General features: G+C 67.9%; 18 protein-coding genes and 1 riboswitch. Of the genes, 10 read left to right on the forward strand and 8 right to left on the reverse strand.

Translation table 11 applies throughout. From position 1 onward, the window contains the following. Positions 1–34 precede the first annotated feature (34 nt). Complete coding sequence (locus ACFQ9R_RS28930) at positions 35–271, forward strand: hypothetical protein (RefSeq protein WP_378994940.1); 237 nt, start codon at positions 35–37, stop codon at positions 269–271. Positions 272–342: 71 nt separating this feature from the next. Here the strand turns inward: ACFQ9R_RS28930 and ACFQ9R_RS28935 are convergent, their stop codons facing one another. Then, positions 343–1473, reverse strand: a complete 1131-nt coding sequence (locus tag ACFQ9R_RS28935) for a GDSL-type esterase/lipase family protein (protein ID WP_378994942.1) — start codon at positions 1471–1473, stop codon at positions 343–345. A gap of 106 nt (positions 1474–1579) precedes the next feature. Between ACFQ9R_RS28935 and ACFQ9R_RS28940 the strand changes: the two genes are divergently transcribed. Next, complete coding sequence (locus ACFQ9R_RS28940; RefSeq protein WP_378994944.1) at positions 1580–2059, forward strand: MarR family winged helix-turn-helix transcriptional regulator; 480 nt, start codon at positions 1580–1582, stop codon at positions 2057–2059. A gap of 44 nt (positions 2060–2103) precedes the next feature. On the opposite strand, the gene ACFQ9R_RS28945 is transcribed toward ACFQ9R_RS28940, so the two are convergent. Both ACFQ9R_RS28945 and ACFQ9R_RS28950 read right to left on the reverse strand, forming a co-directional pair. Beyond that, complete coding sequence (locus ACFQ9R_RS28945; protein WP_378994946.1) at positions 2104–2871, reverse strand: helix-turn-helix domain-containing protein; 768 nt, start codon at positions 2869–2871, stop codon at positions 2104–2106. A gap of 264 nt (positions 2872–3135) precedes the next feature. Further along, the gene (locus ACFQ9R_RS28950; protein ID WP_378994948.1) at positions 3136–3357 is read right to left on the reverse strand and encodes a hypothetical protein; all 222 of its coding nucleotides are present in this window, start codon (positions 3355–3357) and stop codon (positions 3136–3138) included. Between the two features lie 192 nt (positions 3358–3549). After that, a riboswitch (cobalamin riboswitch) is annotated at positions 3550–3742 on the forward strand. Between the two features lie 28 nt (positions 3743–3770). On the opposite strand from ACFQ9R_RS28950, the gene ACFQ9R_RS28955 reads away from it, so the two are divergent. The 8 genes from ACFQ9R_RS28955 to ACFQ9R_RS28990 all read left to right on the forward strand — a co-directional run bounded on the left by ACFQ9R_RS28955 (position 3771) and on the right by ACFQ9R_RS28990 (position 12307). Then, a complete protein-coding gene (locus ACFQ9R_RS28955) occupies positions 3771–4808 on the forward strand; it encodes an ABC transporter substrate-binding protein (RefSeq protein ID WP_378994950.1) in 1038 nt (345 codons plus the stop codon). After that, the gene (locus tag ACFQ9R_RS28960) at positions 4805–5803 is read left to right on the forward strand and encodes a FecCD family ABC transporter permease (protein WP_378994952.1); all 999 of its coding nucleotides are present in this window, start codon (positions 4805–4807) and stop codon (positions 5801–5803) included. Before ACFQ9R_RS28955 ends, ACFQ9R_RS28960 begins: the two co-directional genes overlap by 4 nt. After that, complete coding sequence (locus ACFQ9R_RS28965) at positions 5800–6867, forward strand: FecCD family ABC transporter permease (RefSeq protein ID WP_378994955.1); 1068 nt, start codon at positions 5800–5802, stop codon at positions 6865–6867. The genes ACFQ9R_RS28960 and ACFQ9R_RS28965 overlap by 4 nt, the downstream gene beginning before the upstream one ends. Further along, on the forward strand, positions 6864–7652 hold the full coding sequence (locus ACFQ9R_RS28970; RefSeq protein ID WP_378994957.1) for an ABC transporter ATP-binding protein: 789 nt from the start codon (positions 6864–6866) through the stop codon (positions 7650–7652). The genes ACFQ9R_RS28965 and ACFQ9R_RS28970 overlap by 4 nt, the downstream gene beginning before the upstream one ends. Further along, positions 7649–8284: a (2Fe-2S) ferredoxin domain-containing protein gene (locus ACFQ9R_RS28975; RefSeq protein WP_378994959.1), complete on the forward strand. Its 636-nt coding sequence runs from the start codon at positions 7649–7651 to the stop codon at positions 8282–8284. Before ACFQ9R_RS28970 ends, ACFQ9R_RS28975 begins: the two co-directional genes overlap by 4 nt. A 58-nt stretch (positions 8285–8342) precedes the next feature. Continuing rightward, positions 8343–8936, forward strand: coding sequence for a hypothetical protein (locus tag ACFQ9R_RS28980; RefSeq protein ID WP_378994961.1), 594 nt, complete (start codon positions 8343–8345; stop codon positions 8934–8936). Between the two features lie 210 nt (positions 8937–9146). Further along, on the forward strand, positions 9147–10367 hold the full coding sequence (locus tag ACFQ9R_RS28985; RefSeq protein WP_378994963.1) for a serine hydrolase domain-containing protein: 1221 nt from the start codon (positions 9147–9149) through the stop codon (positions 10365–10367). Positions 10368–10498: 131 nt separating this feature from the next. Beyond that, complete coding sequence (locus tag ACFQ9R_RS28990) at positions 10499–12307, forward strand: exonuclease domain-containing protein (protein ID WP_378994965.1); 1809 nt, start codon at positions 10499–10501, stop codon at positions 12305–12307. Between the two features lie 123 nt (positions 12308–12430). Here ACFQ9R_RS28990 and ACFQ9R_RS28995 read toward each other — a convergent pair whose 3' ends face one another. From ACFQ9R_RS28995 to cysD, 5 genes are read right to left on the reverse strand one after another with little or no spacing between them, the layout of a single operon-like run. After that, positions 12431–13564, reverse strand: coding sequence for a sulfotransferase family protein (locus ACFQ9R_RS28995; RefSeq protein ID WP_378994968.1), 1134 nt, complete (start codon positions 13562–13564; stop codon positions 12431–12433). 13 nt (positions 13565–13577) lie between these two features. Then, positions 13578–14363: an SDR family oxidoreductase gene (locus ACFQ9R_RS29000; RefSeq protein WP_378994970.1), complete on the reverse strand. Its 786-nt coding sequence runs from the start codon at positions 14361–14363 to the stop codon at positions 13578–13580. Further along, positions 14360–15577 (reverse strand): hypothetical protein, encoded by a 1218-nt coding sequence (locus tag ACFQ9R_RS29005; protein WP_378994972.1) that lies wholly within the window; start codon positions 15575–15577, stop codon positions 14360–14362. The genes ACFQ9R_RS29000 and ACFQ9R_RS29005 overlap by 4 nt, the downstream gene beginning before the upstream one ends. Then, a complete protein-coding gene (gene cysC, locus ACFQ9R_RS29010) occupies positions 15574–17448 on the reverse strand; it encodes an adenylyl-sulfate kinase (protein WP_378994974.1) in 1875 nt (624 codons plus the stop codon). The genes ACFQ9R_RS29005 and cysC overlap by 4 nt, the downstream gene beginning before the upstream one ends. Continuing rightward, positions 17448–18353 (reverse strand): sulfate adenylyltransferase subunit CysD, encoded by a 906-nt coding sequence (cysD, locus tag ACFQ9R_RS29015; RefSeq protein WP_378994976.1) that lies wholly within the window; start codon positions 18351–18353, stop codon positions 17448–17450. Before cysD ends, cysC begins: the two co-directional genes overlap by 1 nt. Between the last annotated feature and the right edge of the window lie 6 nt (positions 18354–18359).

Below are 18359 nucleotides of genomic sequence, written 5' to 3' on the forward strand. Positions count from 1 at the left end.
ACCGCCGAGACCGTTCGGAAGGGTGGGGGACGCGATGGTGCGACGCACGGAGGACAGGTCGGAGACGATCGCGGGGGACCGCGGCGATCTTCCCGTGGTCGAGTTCGCGGACAGTCCGCTGACCTCGGACCGGGTCGAACGGCTGAGTTCGGCGGCCCGCCATCGGATCGCGGCCTTCGTGCACACCACCCTCGCCGATCTGGACGAACTACCCGAGCCCTGGGTCCCACCCATCGAGGTGACCCTGCGGTTGACCGACCGCGAGCACTGAGCACCCCTTGCCGAACGGCGCGCTCGCACCGAAGCGGACGCGGTGCGAGCGTGCTGATCTCGATCGATATGTCAGCGGAAGAGGGCGGTGAGATCGACGGTGGCTGCCATGGCCGCAGCGCCCGCGTCGTTGAGGTGCATGCCGTCGCCACTGTCGAACTCGGGGCGGATGTAGTCGCGACGGTGCGGGTCGGCCACGGCGCGATCGACGTCGAAGATCGAATCGAAAACGTCGGTGGTGCGCAGCCATTCGTTGACGGCGTGGCGAGTCGGTTGGGTTTCCAGCAGCGGCATGCCGGGGTAGACGCAGCCTGCGTAGGGGCCGATGGTGGCGGCGTGGATGCGCAGTCCGGCGGCGTGGGCGCGCGCGGCCAGGTCGGTGAAACCGGCGATCAATTCCTCGGTGGTCGCGGAAGGCTGGCCGCCCATCGCGCCGAGGATGAGGTCGTTGATACCGAAATTGATGAGGATGTCGGTGACACCGGGGACCTGCAACGCGTCGGAGTCGAAACGGCGTGCACCGGATTCGCCGATCTCCTCGGCGGTGAGACGATTGCCGGCGATGCCGTTGTTGACCACCCATCCCGTGGTGAGGCGGGCGTTGAGAACGTCGACGGAGCGGTGATTGGCGCTCAGTGTGGTGCCGACGCCTTCGAACCAGGAATCGCCGAACGCGACGGCGACCGCCGTCGGATCGGTGACGAGCACGTCGATCCCGGTGACGAAGAAACGCAACGGAACCTCGTGGGCACCGGTGAGTTCCACGTCCGCAGTGTGGTCGCCGGTGACGATGTAGGCGATCTCACCGGGTTGGTGGGAGAAGGTGGCCAGGCCGGTCGACGCCGGGATGTACAGGCTGAGCAGCAGGTCTTCGCCCGCGGCGACCGCCAGATCGATCGGATCGCTCACGAGGTCGGCGCCCGCGTCGATGGTGACGTCCGCCGCGCCACCGAACGTGACCTCGCGATCCGTGCCGATCGCCGAACCGGTCTTGCGCTGGGCGAGCCGGGTGGCACCGATCCGCAGCGGGGCGGCGCCGTAGCGGTTGGTCAACCGCACGCGCACCGCGTCGCCGCCGCCTGCCATGTGCAGGACGTGGCGCACGGTCTCGTCGCTGAACTCCCGTGATTCGGCGAGCTTGATCTGCTCGTTCGGGTCGATGACACCGGTCCGGAAACCGGCTACCCACGTGCTGTTCTGCATGATCTCTCCGATATTTGCTGTGCGGAATAATGCTTACGCATAGGTTTACTCGTAGGTATTCCTCATGTCAACTATCCGCATGGCAAATATCAGCTATGCTGGCGTTATGTCCGTGCGCGAGCTGTTCGACGACCCCCGCTTCACCATCTCCGGCCTGCTCTTCGAGGCGCACAACGGCCTCATCGCCAAACTCGAGCCGACCTGGAAAGCGCACGGCCTGTCGGGTCTCGACCTCAATGCCCTCCTGCGACTGAGTCGCTCCCCGGGCCGCCGCCTGCGGATGTCGGACCTGGCCACGCAAACCGAGCTCTCGACCAGTGGGGTCACCCGTCTGGTCGACCGGCTGGCCACCGCGGGTCTGGTCGAACGCCAACTCGACCCGGCTGATCGGCGCAGCGCCTACGCGGCCTTGACCGATGCGGGCATCCGCCGCCTCGAAGAGGTCCTTCCGGACTATCTCGCTGCCCTCGAGCAATGGCTCACCGGTCAGCTGACCCCGACTCAACTCGACGGCTTGATCACCGGCTTGCGCGTGATCCGCGATGCCACCAACCCAGCCGCCACCGCCCTGTCCGACCGGTCCTGAGCGTGGTTAATCGCGGTGATCTGGATTGCTGACCGGGGTAACCATCAAGGTGCTGACGTGGTTTCGAGGTCGAATCGGAGCCCTGAGCGCAGGGCTGCCGTGGCGGACATCCCGAACATGCGATGAAAGGTCTCGCTGAAATGCGAGGGTGTGGCGAATCCCGCGTCCGTCGCGGATCGGGTCAGGTCGTGGCCGGCGGCGACAGCTCTCATCGCGTGGATGACGCGGGCCCACTGTTGATAGCGGCGGAACGTGGTCCCGTACTGCTGGACGAACAACCGGAGAAAGTGCGATGTCGACAGACCGAGGGTCGCGGCGATCGGTTCGGCCCGAAACGCGTGATCCGGATGCCGACGGATCGCGGCCGCCACGCGTTCGATGCGCGGATCGATGTCGGCCGGGGGACCGCCGACTGCGATCGCCAGGATTCGGCCGGGGTCCGCATCAGGTAGCCGGCATTGTTCGACCAGTTCGCGCTCGCGCAGGTGGGCGAATCCGTACGGCCCCTCGGTGGTCGTCATCTGGCCTGCGATGGCCGAAGCGGGCGACCACAGGAGCAGGATCCATCTACCGAGCGTATTCACCCGGTGCACCGCCCGGGCAGGGCTGTACGCGCTGCGAGTGAGTATTTCGCCGTGGGTGGCGGTCTCGAGGGCGAACGGCCCGTCGAGCCCGACGCTGAGCACCGCGACAGAGGTGGAATGTAGGTCGACACCGAGTTCGGGTCCGATGTACCCGGCATAACCCGGCCTGATCCAGGCCATCGGTGAGCGGGTCGGACCACACGATTTCACAGGCGCACCGTCGGTCACACTTGCCAGAGTATCGGTGCGCCGACCGGAACCGCGACGGCTGATTCTTCCAGGGCTCGAAAGCCGGATGGGCGCCGGTGACAAGCAGGCGGGTCGGCTTCAGGGGAGTGAATGGTACCGGAAATACGGTGCCGACCCGCCTGCAGTCCATTCGTCACCGGCGTCGGCACGGATGGGGTTCGCGAGCTGGACAGCGAAGTCCTGCACCGCAACTCGCACAGACGAGCACCGCGGACCCGGGGAGCACCGGGTCCGCGGTGAGGCTCAGGGCAGGGGAACCCAGGTGCCGAAGAACCAGAAGCCGTGCTGCGGCGCGTCGTTGTGATGCTCCGGCTGTTGCTGCGGCCGGTGCTCCTGACCCTGCCCGGGCCGCTGCTGGTCGTGCCCACCCGGATCTGCGCTCGCCACGCCCGCCGTGGCACCCAGCACCCCGAGGGCGAGAGTGCCCGCCACCGCGGTCTTGGCCACTGTCGACTTCATTCTCATGAGCGTTCCTCCTGATCTTCGATCTCACCGCCGAGATCGTCGGCCGGCCGAAGTGCTCGGCCGATAGCTGAATCTTCGCGGCGCAACCGTCGAGCCCGGTGGGACCCGGCTGGGAGTCGGCTGTGTATCGGATTCGGCGACCGCGCGCGAGCACCCCGCCCCGGCGCCGCCCCCTCGATGCAGTCGGCGTTGCTACAGTTCACCAGCCGTGGTGTTCGGGAAACCGGTGTAGAACCGGTGCGGCCCTCGCCACTGTGATCGGGAGTTGTGAATCGATCCGGACGACATCTGTCATCCGGAGCCACTGGGGCCCTGCCCTGGGAAGGTGGATTCACCGCGCACTATCCCGTCAGCCAGGAGACCGGCCACGGCTACGCAGTACCCCATTCCACGAGGACCTGGAAGGCCGTCTCTTGACCCGCTCTGTTTTCGCGCGCCTACGTTCCGGCGCGTTGCTCGCCTGCACGATTGTTGTCACCGGCTGTGGTGTGCAACCCCTCTCCGACGCGGACGGCGCAGCTGCTGTCACCCGCGTGAACTGTGGGATAGACGTCGCCGTCGATGGCCCACCGCAGCGGATCTACGCGGCGTATCAGCCGTCGATCGAGATCGCGCACGCGCTCGGTGTCACCGATCGGCTGGTGGGGACAGCATTCCTGGACTCCGCCGTGCTTCCGGAGTACGTCGGCGCGCAGGCACGCTCGCCATACGTCGAGAAGCTGCCCAGTCGCGACGAACTGCTCGCCCAGCGACCCGACTTCGTCATGTCGGGTTTCAACGGGGTGTTCGCGTCCTCGGCGCAGAACAGCGTCGGCACCAGGGCGAGCCTGCACGATTTGGGTGTGCGCACCTGGGTGCTGAGTCCGCTGTGCCCGAGTGCCGACGGGCTCGCCGATGAGGCGATCGACCCCGATACCGTGCGCTTCGACAACGTGTACGCCGACCTGCGCGACCTCGGTGCCCTGTGGGGCACCTCCGAGCGCGCCGAAGAAGTTGTCACGCAGCTGAGTTCACGCATCGACGCGGTCCGTGCCAAAGTCGGTAACGCCGGGAAGCCGCGGGTCGCGGTCGTCACCCCCAAAGACGACGGCTCCTACACCGTGGCCGGCGGCATCGATTTCATCACCCAGATCATCGAGGCCGCCGGTGGCGTGAATGCCTTCGCCGATCTCACCGCGAAGCGCAACGTGCCCGTCGGCGCGGAAGAGCTCATCGCCCGTGACCCCGACATCATCCTGACCAGCCTGTGCTGCAAGGCGACCTACACGCGCGCCGACGGTCAGCCCCAGGTCGACAAGATCGTCGGAAACCCGGCGTTCGCGAATCTGGCGGCCGTGCGGAACGCGACTGTGCACCCGTTCCTGTTCGCCGACCGGGCGGCAGGGGTGCGGATCGCGCACTCGACCGAACTGGTCGCCACCCTGATCCATCCCGAGCTGTTCCGGCGGTGACGCGCACCGCTCGCGGCGCCGGTCCGATCGTGGCCGGCGCCGCGCTGGTGGCTGTCTGCGTCGCGTCCATCCTGATCGGCTCGCACCCGCTCACCCTCGACCAGGCCGTGGTCGCGTTCACCGATTTCCAGGGGACCGACACCGACCGGGTCGTGCGCTACATCAGGCTGCCCAGAACTGTCGCGGGACTCCTCGCCGGTGTCGCGTTGGCGCTGGCGGGGGCGGTGATGCAGGGGCTCACCCGCAACCCGCTGGCCGGGCCCGGCCTGCTCGGCGTCAACGCCGGTGCGTCTCTGGCGATCGTGATCGCGATGGGTGCGTTCGGCCTCACCGCGACGGGCGGATTCATCTGGTTCGGCTTCCTCGGTGCGGCGGTCGCCGCGGCGTTCGTCTACACGCTGGGATCGTTGGGGTTCGGTGGCGCGACACCGGTGAAACTGGCGCTCGCGGGCGCTGCTTGCACCGCGTTGTGTGGGTCGATCACCACGGCGATCACCCTGCTGGACCGCACCCTGTTCGACAATTTCCGTTTCTGGGTGGTCGGTTCGCTGGCTCGCGCCGACATCGAATCCGTGTGGCAGACAGCACCGTTCATCGCTGTCGGGCTGTTGCTGGCGGTAGTGGTGGCCCGGCCGCTGAACGCTGTCGCCATCGGTGACGACATGGCGCGCACGCTCGGCACGCGGCTGGTCGCGACGCGCGCGACCGGCGCGTTGAGCGTGGTGCTGCTCGCGGGCTCGGCGGTGGCCATCGCCGGACCGATCGCCTTCATCGGTCTGGTGATCCCGCACATCGCCCGATTCTTCGCCGGACACGACTACCGGTGGATCCTGCTGTGGTGCGCGCTGCTGGGCCCGACGCTGCTGTTGGTGGCCGACATCCTCGGACGGATGCTGGCGCGGCCACAGGAAATCCAGGTCGGCATCATCACCGCCTTCGCGGGCTCGCCGTTCTTTCTCTATCTCGTGCGCAATCGAAAGGTGGCCACACTGTGACGGGCACCGAGCGCGGCGTACTGCCCAGCGGGACGCTGCTGCTGCGAACACCGGACCGGCGCATCGTCTTTCGCGTCGGGACACGGTCCACGATCGTCACCGTGCTGGTGACGGTGGCCGCGCTGGCGGTGGCGGCGTGGTCACTCACGATCGGCTACTACCCGCTCACGGTCGCTGACGTGGTGCGGGTCCTCGGTGGCGGTGGCACGCTCATCGAGTACGACGTGGTGGTGGCCGATCGGTTGCCGCGCGTGCTCACCGGGCTGTGTGTCGGCGCGGCCTTCGCGATCTCGGGGGCGATCCTGCAACGAATCGCGACCAACCCGCTGGTGAGTCCCGAGATCATCGGGATCAACGCGGGCGCCTCGCTCGGCGCGCTGGTGGTGAGTGTGTTGCTCGGTGGCGCCGGGCCGGGGCTGGTCGGCGGCGCGATGATCGGTGCCGGGGTGGCCATGGCGCTGATCGTGGCCGTGGCCACCAAGGACGGGCTCGACGGCTATCGACTCGTGCTCGTCGGTATCGGCGTCACAGCGATGCTGTCCTCGGCTATCGCGTTCATCTTGACCATCGCCGACAACTACCAGGCGCACACGGCCGCCATGTGGCTCACCGGCAGCTTGGCCAACCGCGAGTGGACCCACGTCGGGTTCGCCGCGGCGGCGCTGGTGGTGGTCGTGCCGCCGCTGATCGTTCTCGCTCGCTCGTTGCCGCTGCTGGAAATGGGCGACGAACTGGCGAATTCGCTGGCCGGGCGGCGCGGCCCACACCGCATCACGCTCATCGTCGTCGCAGCCGCCGCCGCGACCCTGGCGACGGCCGCGGCCGGGCCGATCAGTTTTGTCGCCCTGGTGGCGCCGCAGATCGCGCGGCGGCTGCTGGCCGAACGCGGTGCGGGCCTGGCGCCCGCGGCTGCCACCGGGGCATTGCTGGTGGTCGCCGCCGACCTGGCCGCCCGGCGGCTGTTCCCGGCGGAACTGCCTGTCGGGGTGGTGACCGCCATCCTCGGCGCTCCCGTTCTCGTCTACCTCCTCGCCCGTGCAACCCGGATCGGACATGCTGGATGACCGCACACCTGACCACCGAGGGACTCACCCTCGGCTACGGCGATACCGCGATCGTCACCGACGCCACCGTCGACTTCCCGACCGGTGCGATCACTGTCATCGTCGGCCGCAACGGCTGCGGCAAATCGACCCTGCTGCGGGGACTGGCCCGGCTGATCGCGCCCACGGCGGGCGCGGTTCTGCTCGACGGCGCCGATATCGCACCGCAGCCCGCGCGCACGGTCGCCCGTCGGCTCGGCATGTTGCCGCAACAGCCCGTTGCCCCCGACAGCATCACCGTGGGCGAACTCGTCGGCCGTGGCCGTCATCCGCACCAACGCTGGTTTCGTCAGTGGTCGGCGCAGGACGACGAGGCCGTGCGCAAAGCGCTGGTGGCCACCGACACTCTCGCGTTGATCGACCGATCGGTGGATCAACTCTCGGGCGGTCAGAAGCAACGGGTGTGGATCGCGCTCGCGCTGGCGCAGGACCCCGAAGTGATGCTGCTCGACGAACCGACGACCTTTCTCGACCTGGCGCACCAACTCGACGTGCTCGACGTCCTGCGAAATCTGTTGCCGCGCACGATCATCGTCGTCCTGCACGACCTCAACCTCGCCGCCCGCTACGCCGACCATCTCGTCGCCGTGCAGGACGGCCGGGTGGTCGCTCAGGGTTCACCCGCCGAGGTCGTGCGCCCCGAGCTGGTGTCGGAAGTCTTCGGCATCGACTGCACGGTGATCGAGGACCCGATGACGGGCACACCGCTGGTGATTCCGGCCCCGCGAACGGTGCGCACCGCATGACGCGCCGGTATGTCCTCATCGCCCGGCCGACTCCGTCGGGCGTCGACCTGCCGTCCGTCCGAGCTCTGGCCGAGGCCTGCGGTGTCGGTTACGCGCTACTCGACCAGGAGGAGCCGACCATCCACACCGCCCTGGATACCGCCGCCCGCGACCGATCGCCGGTCACCCTGATCCCGCTCGCCGTGCCACGTGACCGCTACCTCGAGACCTGGATCGCGCGAGCGGTGGCGAACTGGAAGGAAACGCGCGGGAGCGAACTCGACGTGCGAATCACCGACGGCATCGACACCGCCGCCGGATTCGCCGATGTGGTGCGTGCCAGGATGTCCGAGGACGGCGCACCGGTGACGGCGAGCCCGCGGGCCTTCCGCAGCCCGGCCTGGTCCGAAATCCCCGACCACACCTCGCACATCCTGGTCTGCCGAGGCCCCCGCTGCACCGTGTACGGCGCGGGCGAGCTGCACCGGACTCTGCGCCGCGACCACCCCGGCGCCCTGATCACGCCGACCGGCTGCCTCAACCCGTGCAATCTGGGCCCGCTCTACATCACCTACCCGGACGGTGAATGGCATACCGACGCCATCCGCGGGGGTGACTCCGTCAGCGCTGCGCACGATAGCCTGACGGAATGATCGAGGACGAACCGACCACGATCCACCCCGACCGGGCTGCGCGGCAGCGGGCCGTCGCATGCTGATCGAGAAGCAGCGCTGGGCCGGGATCCGCAGCGGGGCGGTGACGGTGCTGTTTCGCCGATGGCGTCACCGGCAGGCCACCGAGGGCAAGGTCTACCGCACCGGCGCGGGGCGCATCGCCGTCGACCAGCTGTCGACGGTCACCGCCGATCAGATCAGCATCGAGGACGCGCGCGCCGCCGGATACGACGCACCCGCCGAGGTGATCGCCGATCTCCGCGGCGGCCCGCAGGACCCGATCTATCTGCTCCGGATCCGCCGTCTCACCGACGAAGACCCGCGCGACGCGCTGGCCGCCGACGACCGGATCGACGATGCCGCGGCCTTGGTCGCCCGCCTCGCCCGCATGGACCGGACCGATCCCGAGGGCCCGTGGACCCACGACACGCTCCGAATCATCCAGCGCCGCCCCGCGACCCGGGCCCCTGACCTGGCCGAGGAACTCGGGCGTGACCCGCACCGCTTCAAACTCAACGTACGCAAGCTGAAGAACCTCGGCCTGACCATCAGCCTGGGCACCGGCTATCGGATCTCACCCCGCGGCGTGGCCTTACTCGCGGCCCTGGATTCGGCGCAGACCGGCGATTGAACCTCGGCGCCGCCTTGCCTATCAGGCGGGCGGCGCCTGCGGTCGACGCCGAGGTCGGGGCCCGAGATACCCGGCATGACCCGGCCGGATCCAGACCACCGGCTACCGTGCCGGACCACACGATTTCGAAAGCGCCCTATCGGTCACACCTGCCACGGTATCGGTGCGCCGCTTCGAACGACAGCGGCCGACCACGAGAGGACAGAAATCGTGAAGATCCCACTGGCAATGCTGGTAGGCGTCGCCGTCCTGACCGTCAGCGCATGCGCGATGCGGCCGGCGGCCGGCGAAACAGACACTGCGCAACCAGGTTCCGGACTCGATCCGGCTGCGCTGCAATCCGCGCTCGATGCGGTCCGCGACGCGGGAATGACCGGTGTGTACATGGAGGTACGTGACGGCGACCGGGTGTGGAGTGGCACGGCGGGGGTCGCCGACGCCACCTCCGGCGAAGCCATCGGCCCCGACATGGTCCACCGAGTAGGCAGCATCACCAAGACGTTCATCGCGGCCGCGATCATGCAGCAGGTCGAGCAGGGGCGGATCGGGCTCGACACACCGATCGGTGACTACCTGCCGCACTTGGTCCCTGGTGAGCGTGGCGCGCAGATCACGGTGCGGATGCTGCTCAACAACACCAGCGGTCTGGCCGAGCACCTGCCGTACTCCTTTCCCTCCCTCGCAGCCTTTTTCGGCGGGACGCAGCTGTCATCGGAGAGCTTGGACAAGCATCAGTTCACCCAGTTCGACCCGGTCGAGCTGATCGGAATGGGCGTCAGCGCGCCGCCCGCCACCCGGGCGCCCGGAGCGACCCCCGGCGTGTACTCCAACACCAACTACTTCCTGCTGGGCGAACTGCTGGAGCAGGTGACCGGAACTGCATTCGAGACCTATGTCGCCGAGAAGGTGATCGGACGCGCCGGGCTCGAGCACACCGCGTTTCCGGACGGGCCGACTCTGACGGTTGCGCACCCGCGAATGTACGAGCGGCTGTTCGGAATGATCGATCCGCCGCGCGACTACAGCGTCTACAACATGTCGTGGGCCATGCCCGGCGCCGGACTCGTCTCGACCATGGCGGACCTGAATCGGTTCTACCGCATGCTGCTCGGTGGGCACATCGTCAGCCGCGAGTCGTTGGCGCAGATGCAGCGTACGGTGCCCGTCATCGCACTCGACGGTACGCGGATCGAGTACGGTCTCGGCCTGCACCGGGTGCGAACTCCCGGCGGACAGACATTCTGGGGCCACGACGGCAGTGTCTTCGGTGCCCAAGCGCTGTCTCTGACCAGCGCCGACGGCACCCGCCAGATGTCGGTCGCGACAAACCTCGTGCGGTGGAACGAGATCGGCCCCGACGGAAAGCCGAAGCCACACCCTATCGACGACGCCCTCGCCACCCTCTACCGAATCGCGATGGGCGGCGAGTGATCCGTCGGCGCCAACGGCCCGGATCGGGTGCCCCGACTCGGTGCCGAAGTCTCGCACCGCAACTCGCGCGTCACTGATCGTTCGAGTGCAACGTTCCGGGCTCGGCGAACGATGCGATGCTCATGCAGGGGATGACGCAGGTCGATGAGCAGCAGCAAACAGCCGGGTTCGGTGCGTTCACCGTGGTGGATGTCGAGACCTCCGGGCTACGGCCGCACCAGCACCGGGTGCTGTCCGTCGCGGCGGTGACGCTGGACGGCACCGGCCGGGTGACGCGAGAGTTCCACAGCCTGATAGATCCGGGTTGTGATCCGGGTCCCGTGCACATTCACGGGCTCACTGCCGAGGTGCTGCAGGGCTCGCCCGAGTTCGGTCAGGTGCGCGACCAACTGACGGCCATGCTGGACGGCCGGGTGATGGTGGCGCACAACGCGCTGTTCGACTACGGGTTCCTGCTGCAGGAGTTCGCCCGGGCAGGCGGAGCTCTGCCGGTGCAGCGCCGATTGTGCACGTTGGCACTTGCCCGCCGCATCGCGCTGCCGACACCCGACTACAGGTTGGGCACGCTGGCGACGTATTACGGTGTGCCGCAGCAGAAGGCGCACGATGCGCTCGACGACACCCGTGTTCTCGCGAATGTTCTTCGCGCGTTGGTCGCCGACGCGGCCCATCTCGGCATCGCACCCCCTCTGCTCGACTGCGCACCTGATTCGGCCAGGCCGACGCAGTCCAGGTGGCCGGTCGAACGTCGCGGCCCGAAGCAGCCGTGTGACTTCGCCTATCCCGGGAAGCTGGCGGTGGCCGGCCCCCTGCGCCAGGGGATGAAGGTAGCGCTGACCGGCGAGACCCGGATCGAACGGGAAGAGCTCGTCGCCCGTGCCGAGGCTGCGGGGCTCGACGTCACGAGCACGGTGAGCAACCGAACCAGTGTGCTGGTCACCAACAATGCCCGTGCGGAAACGGGCAAGGCGCGCAAGGCGTTCGAGTTCGGAACGCCGGTGATCGATGAGGCTCGGTTCGCCGCGCTGCTCGAGTCGGTAGAACCGGGGCACCGGAAAGGGGCGGCGGTACCTGCGGTTGCGGCGCCACGTCGGTCGACGGCACCTGCACGGGCGATATCGGGTCCGCTGGCCGGTCGGCGGATATTGGTGCTGGGCGGAACCCACGGCGAGGCTGCGGCGGCGCGCTCGCGGATCGTCGAGCTCGGTGGTTCGGCCGCGGTCAATCTCTCCGCGACGGTGACAGATCTGCTCCTTCTCGCAGGTGGGGAATCCGACCGGCGCGCGCGAAAGGCCGACGAACTCGCACTGGCGGTCCACGGACCAGACCTGCTCGAGCAGGGTGCGATCGCGCCCGCGGCGATCCCTGCGGCATCGACCGCACCTGGTCGTGCCGAAATCCGGCCCGCGGAGCCGACGGTGTTGTCGCGAGGTCAGGTGATCGACGTGCCGATCGCCGAGGGCGGCAATACGTGGACTCTGCGGGCAACGTGGAGCCAGCTCAATGCGTCGACCGTGGATCTCGTCGCGTTCCTGCTCGGCAGCGATGAGCGAGTCGACGACTCCGACGACTTCCTGTTCTACAACCAGCCAGAATCGCAGGGCGCCAAGCTTTCCGAGGACGGGCCGAACGAGCAGTCGATCACCCTGGTCCTCGATGACCTGCCCGAGCACTGCACTCGCATCGTCCTCGCCGCTTCGCTCGACGGTGCCGGTCTCACCTTCGGCGACGTCGGCGCCATCGAGCTGGAGTTCGCCGCAGGCACGGAATCGAGCACCGCGATACGTTCCACGCTCGATGCCGCAACCGTGGAACGCACCCTGCTGCTCGCCGAGCTGTATCTGCGCGGTGAAGATTGGCGGCTGCGCGCGGTCGGCCAGGGGTACGAGACCGATCTCGCCGAACTGGCCAGGCGGTACGGGGTCGACGTCGACGAATGACGCCGCACGAGGTGGCGGCCGGTCGGGGTCGATGCCGGCCTCGCTGACAAGCACGACATCGCAGCGCTCGCCGGCATCCGGTCGGGGATGCCCGGCGAGCGTCGGTAGCCTGACCGTTCGAGATCAGCTACCGAAGCTTTCGGCGACCATGTTCTCGGTGAGGCCGTAGTCGGCGAGGGAATAGTGGTGGGTGGGTTTGCGGGCGCCGGTGCGGCTTTCGTTGTCGAGGGCGGTGATGGCGGTTCGAGCTTCGGGCGTGAGGGCGGCACCGGTACGGGCGTACACACGGTCGACGACGCCAAGGGGGTCGGTGCGGAGATCGTCGAAGTCGATGTCGATGAAGGTGGCTTCGGGGTGTCGGGTGCGGGCGGCGGTGAATTCGTGGAGGCCGCGCGACCACAGGTCGAGCTGGGTGCGGCCGATGGTTTCGCCGGTGAAGGTGGTTGACCAGCCTCGGGTGGCGTGTTCGTTGAGGCTGCAGACCGAGGGGATGATGGTGGCGGGGTCGCGGTGGGTCTGGATGACGATGGCGTCGGGGTAGGTCGCCAGGAGGGCATCGAGGCAGAAGAGATGGCTGGGATTCTTGAGGACCCAGCGGCGGGTGTCGTTCATGCCGATCAGCTGCAGGTTGCGGCGGTGGCGGGCGTAGGCGGGCGTCCAGTCCTGGCCGGACAGCCATTGCGAGTAGCCCGGCACGTAGGCGAGGCATTCGTAGGAATGCGACATGCCCGACTGGCGCAGTAGCTGCCAGCATTCCTCCACGTCGGAGGCGCTCATGTAGTGCAGGCCCATGAACTCGGGGTTCTGCACCTGATGCTGTCGCAAGCCCGCGTCGATCTGCTGGTAGGCGGGATTGTCGCCCCAGGTCTCGCGCGGTGGTCGCGGCTGCGGGAAGTCGGTCAGCCACATCTCCAGCCCCTGGTTGGCCGGATCGGCGGCCAGCAGCCGGTGCAGCGCGGTGGTGCCGGTGCGAGGGAGACCCGTGACGAAAATCGGCCGCGTGACCGGGGTATCGACATAGCCGGGATTCGCCGCCCACGCCGCTTCGCTCAGCGCGCGGGCGACCAGCGTGCCGCGCAGGAAGAAGCGCGACATCTTGGAGCCGAGCTCGGTGAGCCCGGCCTCGTCGCGATACGAGTCGAGCAGAACCTGCAACGCCTCGGTGTAGTCGTCGGCCCCGAAATCGGTGAGACCGGTGAGTTTGGTGGCTGAGGCGTGCAGGTCGGCCACGGTGCCGACATCGGTGCGCACAGTCATCTTCTACAAGCTCCTAGTTGTGGTATTCGCCGCAGTTGACGTCGAGGGTCTGACCGGTGATCGCCGACGACCAGTCGGAGGCGAGAAACACCACGGCACGGGCGATCTCGTCGGGTTCGGGCAACCGCTTCAGATCGGATTTCGACGCGGTCTGCTCGTAGACCTGCTCGACGGTGATGCCGTACTTCTCGGCGACCTGACCGAAATACCACTTCAGCTGATCGGTCCAGATGTAGCCGGGCAGCACGCTGTTGACCCGCACGCCCTTGTCGCCGAGTTCGGTGGCCAGGGTCTGCGACATGGCCAGCAGCGCGGCCTTGGTGAGTTTGTAGCTGCCGTAGCGCGGCTCCGAGTGGCGCACCACCATCGAATTGATCATCACCACAGCGCCTTTGGCCTCGGCGAGCGCGGGCGCGAACGCCTGCGTCATCCGCAAGCCGCCGAGCACCGTCATATCCAGGCTCGACCGGATGTGGTCGAAATCGGTGCGGTCGAGGGGCTTCATCGACGGCACCGAGAACGCGTTGTTCACGAGCGCGTCGACCCGGCCGAAGGTGTCGACCGTGCGCGCCACGAGATTCTGGACCGCCGCCTCGTCGGTGATGTCGGTGGGCACGCTCAGCGTGGCGCCCCCCGCGGCCTCGATTTCGGCGGCTACCTCGAGCAGTCGGGATTCGGTGCGCGCCGCGAGCACGACCGTCGCCCCTGCCGCGGCCGCCTCCAGACAGATCGACCGGCCCAGACCCGGTCCGACCCCGGAAACGACGACGACCTTGCCGTCCAACAGTGCCCCGCTCATCCCAGCATCCTTTCGGCGAAAGCCCGCTGCCGGGCCGAGATCCGGTCGCGCCAGCCGGCGGCATCGATCCGGTTGTGTTCGAAATACGGAAGGTGTTGTGCGACTGCGTCGATCGGTACGACCTCGACCGTCGGCCCGTCGGCCTCGGTCATCGGCCGATCGGTGCGCTGCCACCGGAACTGCAGGATTCCGCGCGTGCGGCCGGTGGTCTCGATCCAATTCGCGATGCCCGGATCCTGCTTGCTCACCACCATCCGGATCAGACCGTCCGAATCCACCTGGGCCTGAGTGTGATTGAGGCTGGTCTGGTGGTTGACGTAGTCCAGGGAGATGTACCAGAGACTGCCCAGCTGGAATCCCTGATACGGCGCATCGGATTTCGGGACGGTGATCACCAGCGCCTGATCGTCGGCGAGATCGAAATGCCCCACCGAGGAGTACTGGGTGCTCAGTCCACCGGGCGTCAGCCGGGGCGCGGTGAGGGTGTTCACCGGCAGATCGAGGTAGAACCACTTCGGGAAGTTGAACCAGGTGTGCACGCGGGTGAGCAGCATCTTCGCCGCCGCGCCGTACCGTTTGCGCAGACGGGCCAGATCCGGTTCGACCGGTGCGGTGCCGATGGTGTCGACCCGCTCGATCCGGATCGAGCCCTTGCGCTCGGTCCAGTCGCTGTAGACCTCGCGCACGGCCAGCATGGACGCGCCTTCCCCGAGTGGGAAGTAGTCCGGCCCGGCGTCGGCCTTCGGCGGTCCGAAGCGCAGCGAGAAGCTGCCGTCGGCGGCGATCGGAATGCGCCGGTCGTCGAAGGCGTCGGCGCCACCGGGCACGTCGGTCGCGGTGTAGTCGCCTTTGAGTACCTGGAAACTCAGATCGACGGTGCTGCCGCGCACCCCGCTCACGAGGTACTCGGCGGTCGGCTCGATGGTCGCGTGGTAGTAGAGGGTGTCCGGGTTGTCCAGGCCCATCTTGGCGTACGGGCCGGTCGAGGACACGAAATAGGGATGCGAAGTGCCGTGGGCGCCCGAAAGGCGCAGGCAGGCAGCGACGCTGGCGGCGAGATAGTCGTAGCCCTCGGCGAGGTCCTGATCGCTGCGGACGAATTCCGCCCCGGCGATGAGCGTTTCGGCCTGGGCCACCGCGGCGAGGAACGGCGCGGTGAGTGGTTCCGGTGGCGCGCTGCTACCGGATTCGGTGGCGGTACTGGAGTGGGTCAACGGTCTGTGATTCCTAGCTCTCGGAGGATGTGGGCGGCGATCTCGGCAGGTGAGCCGAGCTCGGGAGTGATGACCAGGTCAGCATGGTCGGGTCGTTCGTAGGGGGAGCCGATTCCGGTGAAGCCGGGCAGTTCGCCCGCACGGGCCTTCGCGTAGAGGCCCTTGGAGTCGCGGCGCTCGCATTCCGCGAGCGGGGTGTCGACGAAGACTTCGTGGAACGGCAGTTCGCGGTCGGCGTGGACGGTCCGTGCGGCGGTGCGCTGTGCGGCGAACGGGCTGATCACCGACACGATCGCCACTGCACCCGAATCGGCGAACAGCGCGGCGACTTCGGCGACCCGGCGGACGTTCTCGTCCCGGTCGGCGGGGGAGAAGCCGAGGCCGGCGTTGAGACCGTGCCGCAGATTGTCACCGTCGAGCAGGTAGGCGGGCCGGCCTGCCGCGACCAACAGTCGCTCGAGCTCGACCGCCAGGGTGGACTTCCCCGACCCGGACAGGCCGGTCAACCACACCGTCGCGCCCGCATGGCCGCGCTCGGCGCGACTGACTGCCGACCGATGCCAGACCACGGCCGGGGCCGAGCGTTCGGTGCCGGCGTTCGCGGAATCGGCCCCGGATTCGCGGCCGGTCACCATTCCCGCGGCGACCGTTTGATCGGTCACCGGATCGATCAGGATGAAGCTGCCCGTGCGCCGATTCTCCCGATACGGGTCCGACAGCAGCGGACGACGGCTGCGCAACCGGATGCGCGCGATGTCGTTGAGCGACAACGTGGTGACGTCCTCGACCCGGTGCAGCGTGTTCACATCGAGTCGGTAGTCGATAGCCGTGACTTCGGCGGACGAGGTCTGCGCCGCGGTGCGCACCAAGTACTGGGCACCCTCGCGCAACTGAGCACTCTCGGAGAACCAGCACACCATCGCGTCCAGGTCGGTGCCGATGTGTGGACGGTTACCCGGCCGGGCGAGCAGGTCCCCGCGCCCGACATCGATGTCGTCGTCCAGCGTCAGCGAGACCGCCATGCCGGTGAACGCCTCGTCGACCTTCGTGCCACCCGGGCCCCAGATCTCCTTGACGTGGGAGGACCGCCCGCCGGGCAGCACCACCACTTCGTCGCCGGGTTTGAAGATGCCGCCCGCGATGCTACCCGCGTAGCTGCGGTGGTCGAGTCCTTCCTGCGCCCGGATGACGTACTGGATCGGCAGCCGGGCATCGATGAGGTTGCGGTCCGAGGCGATGTGCACGTCCTCGAGGTGGCGCAGCAACGGCGGTCCCGGATACCAGTCCATGTGCTCCGAGCCGTCGACCACGTTGTCGCCGAGCAGCGCCGACACCGGCACGAAGCTCAGATCGCCCACCGTCAACTTGGCGGCGAACGCGGCGAACTCGGTGCGGATCTCCTCGAAACGCTCCTGCGACCAGTCGACCAGGTCCATCTTGTTCACGCACACCACCAGGTGCGGCACGCCGAGCAGCGTCGCGAGGAACGCGTGTCTGCGGGTCTGTTCGGAAACGCCGGTGCGGGCGTCGACCAGGATCAGCGCGAGGTCCGCGGTGGACGCGCCGGTCACCATGTTGCGGGTGTACTGCACGTGCCCGGGGGTATCGGCGATGACGAACTTGCGGCGTGGTGTCGTCACGTAGCGATAGGCGACGTCGATGGTGATGCCCTGCTCGCGTTCGGCGCGCAGGCCATCGGTGACCAGCGCGAGATCGGCCGCCGCGCCGCCGCGTTCGGTGCTGACTCGTTCGATGGCGGCGAGTTGATCGTCGAACAGGGACTTGGAGTCGTAGAGCAGCCGGCCGATGAGGGTGGATTTGCCGTCGTCGACGCTGCCCGCGGTCGCCAGTCGTAACAGGTTGCGGCGCATCAGAAGTAGCCCTCTCGCTTGCGGTCTTCCATGCCGGTCTCGGAGATCCGGTCGTCGGCACGGGTGGCGCCGCGTTCGGTGAGCCGGGTGGCGGCGGTCTCGGCGATCACCTTCGCCGCGGTGTCGGCGCCGCTCTCGACGCAACCGGTACAGGTGGCGTCGCCGACCGTGCGGAATCGGACGGTCGCCTCGAACGTGCGCTCACCGGCCTTCGGTGTGATGAATCGGCCGGCCGACAACAGCATGCCGTCGCGTTCGATGACCTGACGCCGGTGCGCGTAGTACAGCGACGGCAGCTCGACGGCCTCGCGGTCGATGTACTCCCAGATGTCGAGCTCGGTCCAGTTCGACAGCGGGAACACCCGGATGTGCTCGCCGGGCTGATGGCGGCCGTTGTAGAGGTTCCACACCTCGGGTCGCTGTGCTCGCGGGTCCCATTCGCCGAAGCTGTTGCGGAAGCTGAACACTCGCTCCTTGGCGCGCGCCTTCTCCTCGTCACGGCGTGCGCCGCCGAATGCCGCGTCGAATCGGTGCTCACCGATCGCGCGCAGCAACGTGGTGGTCTGCAGCGGGTTGCGGGTGCCGCCGGGGCGTTCCACCGCGCGACCCGTGTCGATGTCGTCCTGGACCCGAGCGATCTCGAGGCGCGCGCCGGTGCGTTCGGCGGTGCGGTCGCGGAACTCGATCACCTCGTCGAAGTTGTGGCCGGTGTCCACGTGCAGCAGCGGAAAAGGCAGCGGCGCGGGCCAGAATGCGCGTCGCGCCAAGTGCAGCAGCACGGCGGAATCCTTGCCGCCGGAAAAGAGCAGGGCCGGTCGCGCGAGTGTGGCCGCGACCTCCCGGAAGATGTGCACCGACTCGGCCTCCAAGGCCGCCAGATGCGATAACTCGTACCCCGCCTGCACTGTTCA

The organism is Nocardia sp. NPDC056541 (genome assembly GCF_042794235.1).
Classification (GTDB): Bacteria; Actinomycetota; Actinomycetes; order Mycobacteriales; family Mycobacteriaceae; genus Nocardia.

Coding starts and splice junctions, on each gene's coding strand:
- ACFQ9R_RS28930 (WP_378994940.1), top strand. CDS start 35: ATGGTGCGACGCACGGAGGACAGGTCGGAGACGATCGCGGGGGACCGC.
- ACFQ9R_RS28935 (WP_378994942.1), bottom strand. CDS start 1,473: ATGCAGAACAGCACGTGGGTAGCCGGTTTCCGGACCGGTGTCATCGAC.
- ACFQ9R_RS28940 (WP_378994944.1), top strand. CDS start 1,580: ATGTCCGTGCGCGAGCTGTTCGACGACCCCCGCTTCACCATCTCCGGC.
- ACFQ9R_RS28950 (WP_378994948.1), bottom strand. CDS start 3,357: ATGAGAATGAAGTCGACAGTGGCCAAGACCGCGGTGGCGGGCACTCTC.
- ACFQ9R_RS28970 (WP_378994957.1), top strand. CDS start 6,864: ATGACCGCACACCTGACCACCGAGGGACTCACCCTCGGCTACGGCGAT.
- ACFQ9R_RS28975 (WP_378994959.1), top strand. CDS start 7,649: ATGACGCGCCGGTATGTCCTCATCGCCCGGCCGACTCCGTCGGGCGTC.
- ACFQ9R_RS28980 (WP_378994961.1), top strand. CDS start 8,343: ATGCTGATCGAGAAGCAGCGCTGGGCCGGGATCCGCAGCGGGGCGGTG.
- ACFQ9R_RS28990 (WP_378994965.1), top strand. CDS start 10,499: ATGACGCAGGTCGATGAGCAGCAGCAAACAGCCGGGTTCGGTGCGTTC.
- ACFQ9R_RS28995 (WP_378994968.1), bottom strand. CDS start 13,564: ATGACTGTGCGCACCGATGTCGGCACCGTGGCCGACCTGCACGCCTCA.
- ACFQ9R_RS29000 (WP_378994970.1), bottom strand. CDS start 14,363: ATGAGCGGGGCACTGTTGGACGGCAAGGTCGTCGTCGTTTCCGGGGTC.
- cysC (WP_378994974.1), bottom strand. CDS start 17,448: ATGCGCCGCAACCTGTTACGACTGGCGACCGCGGGCAGCGTCGACGAC.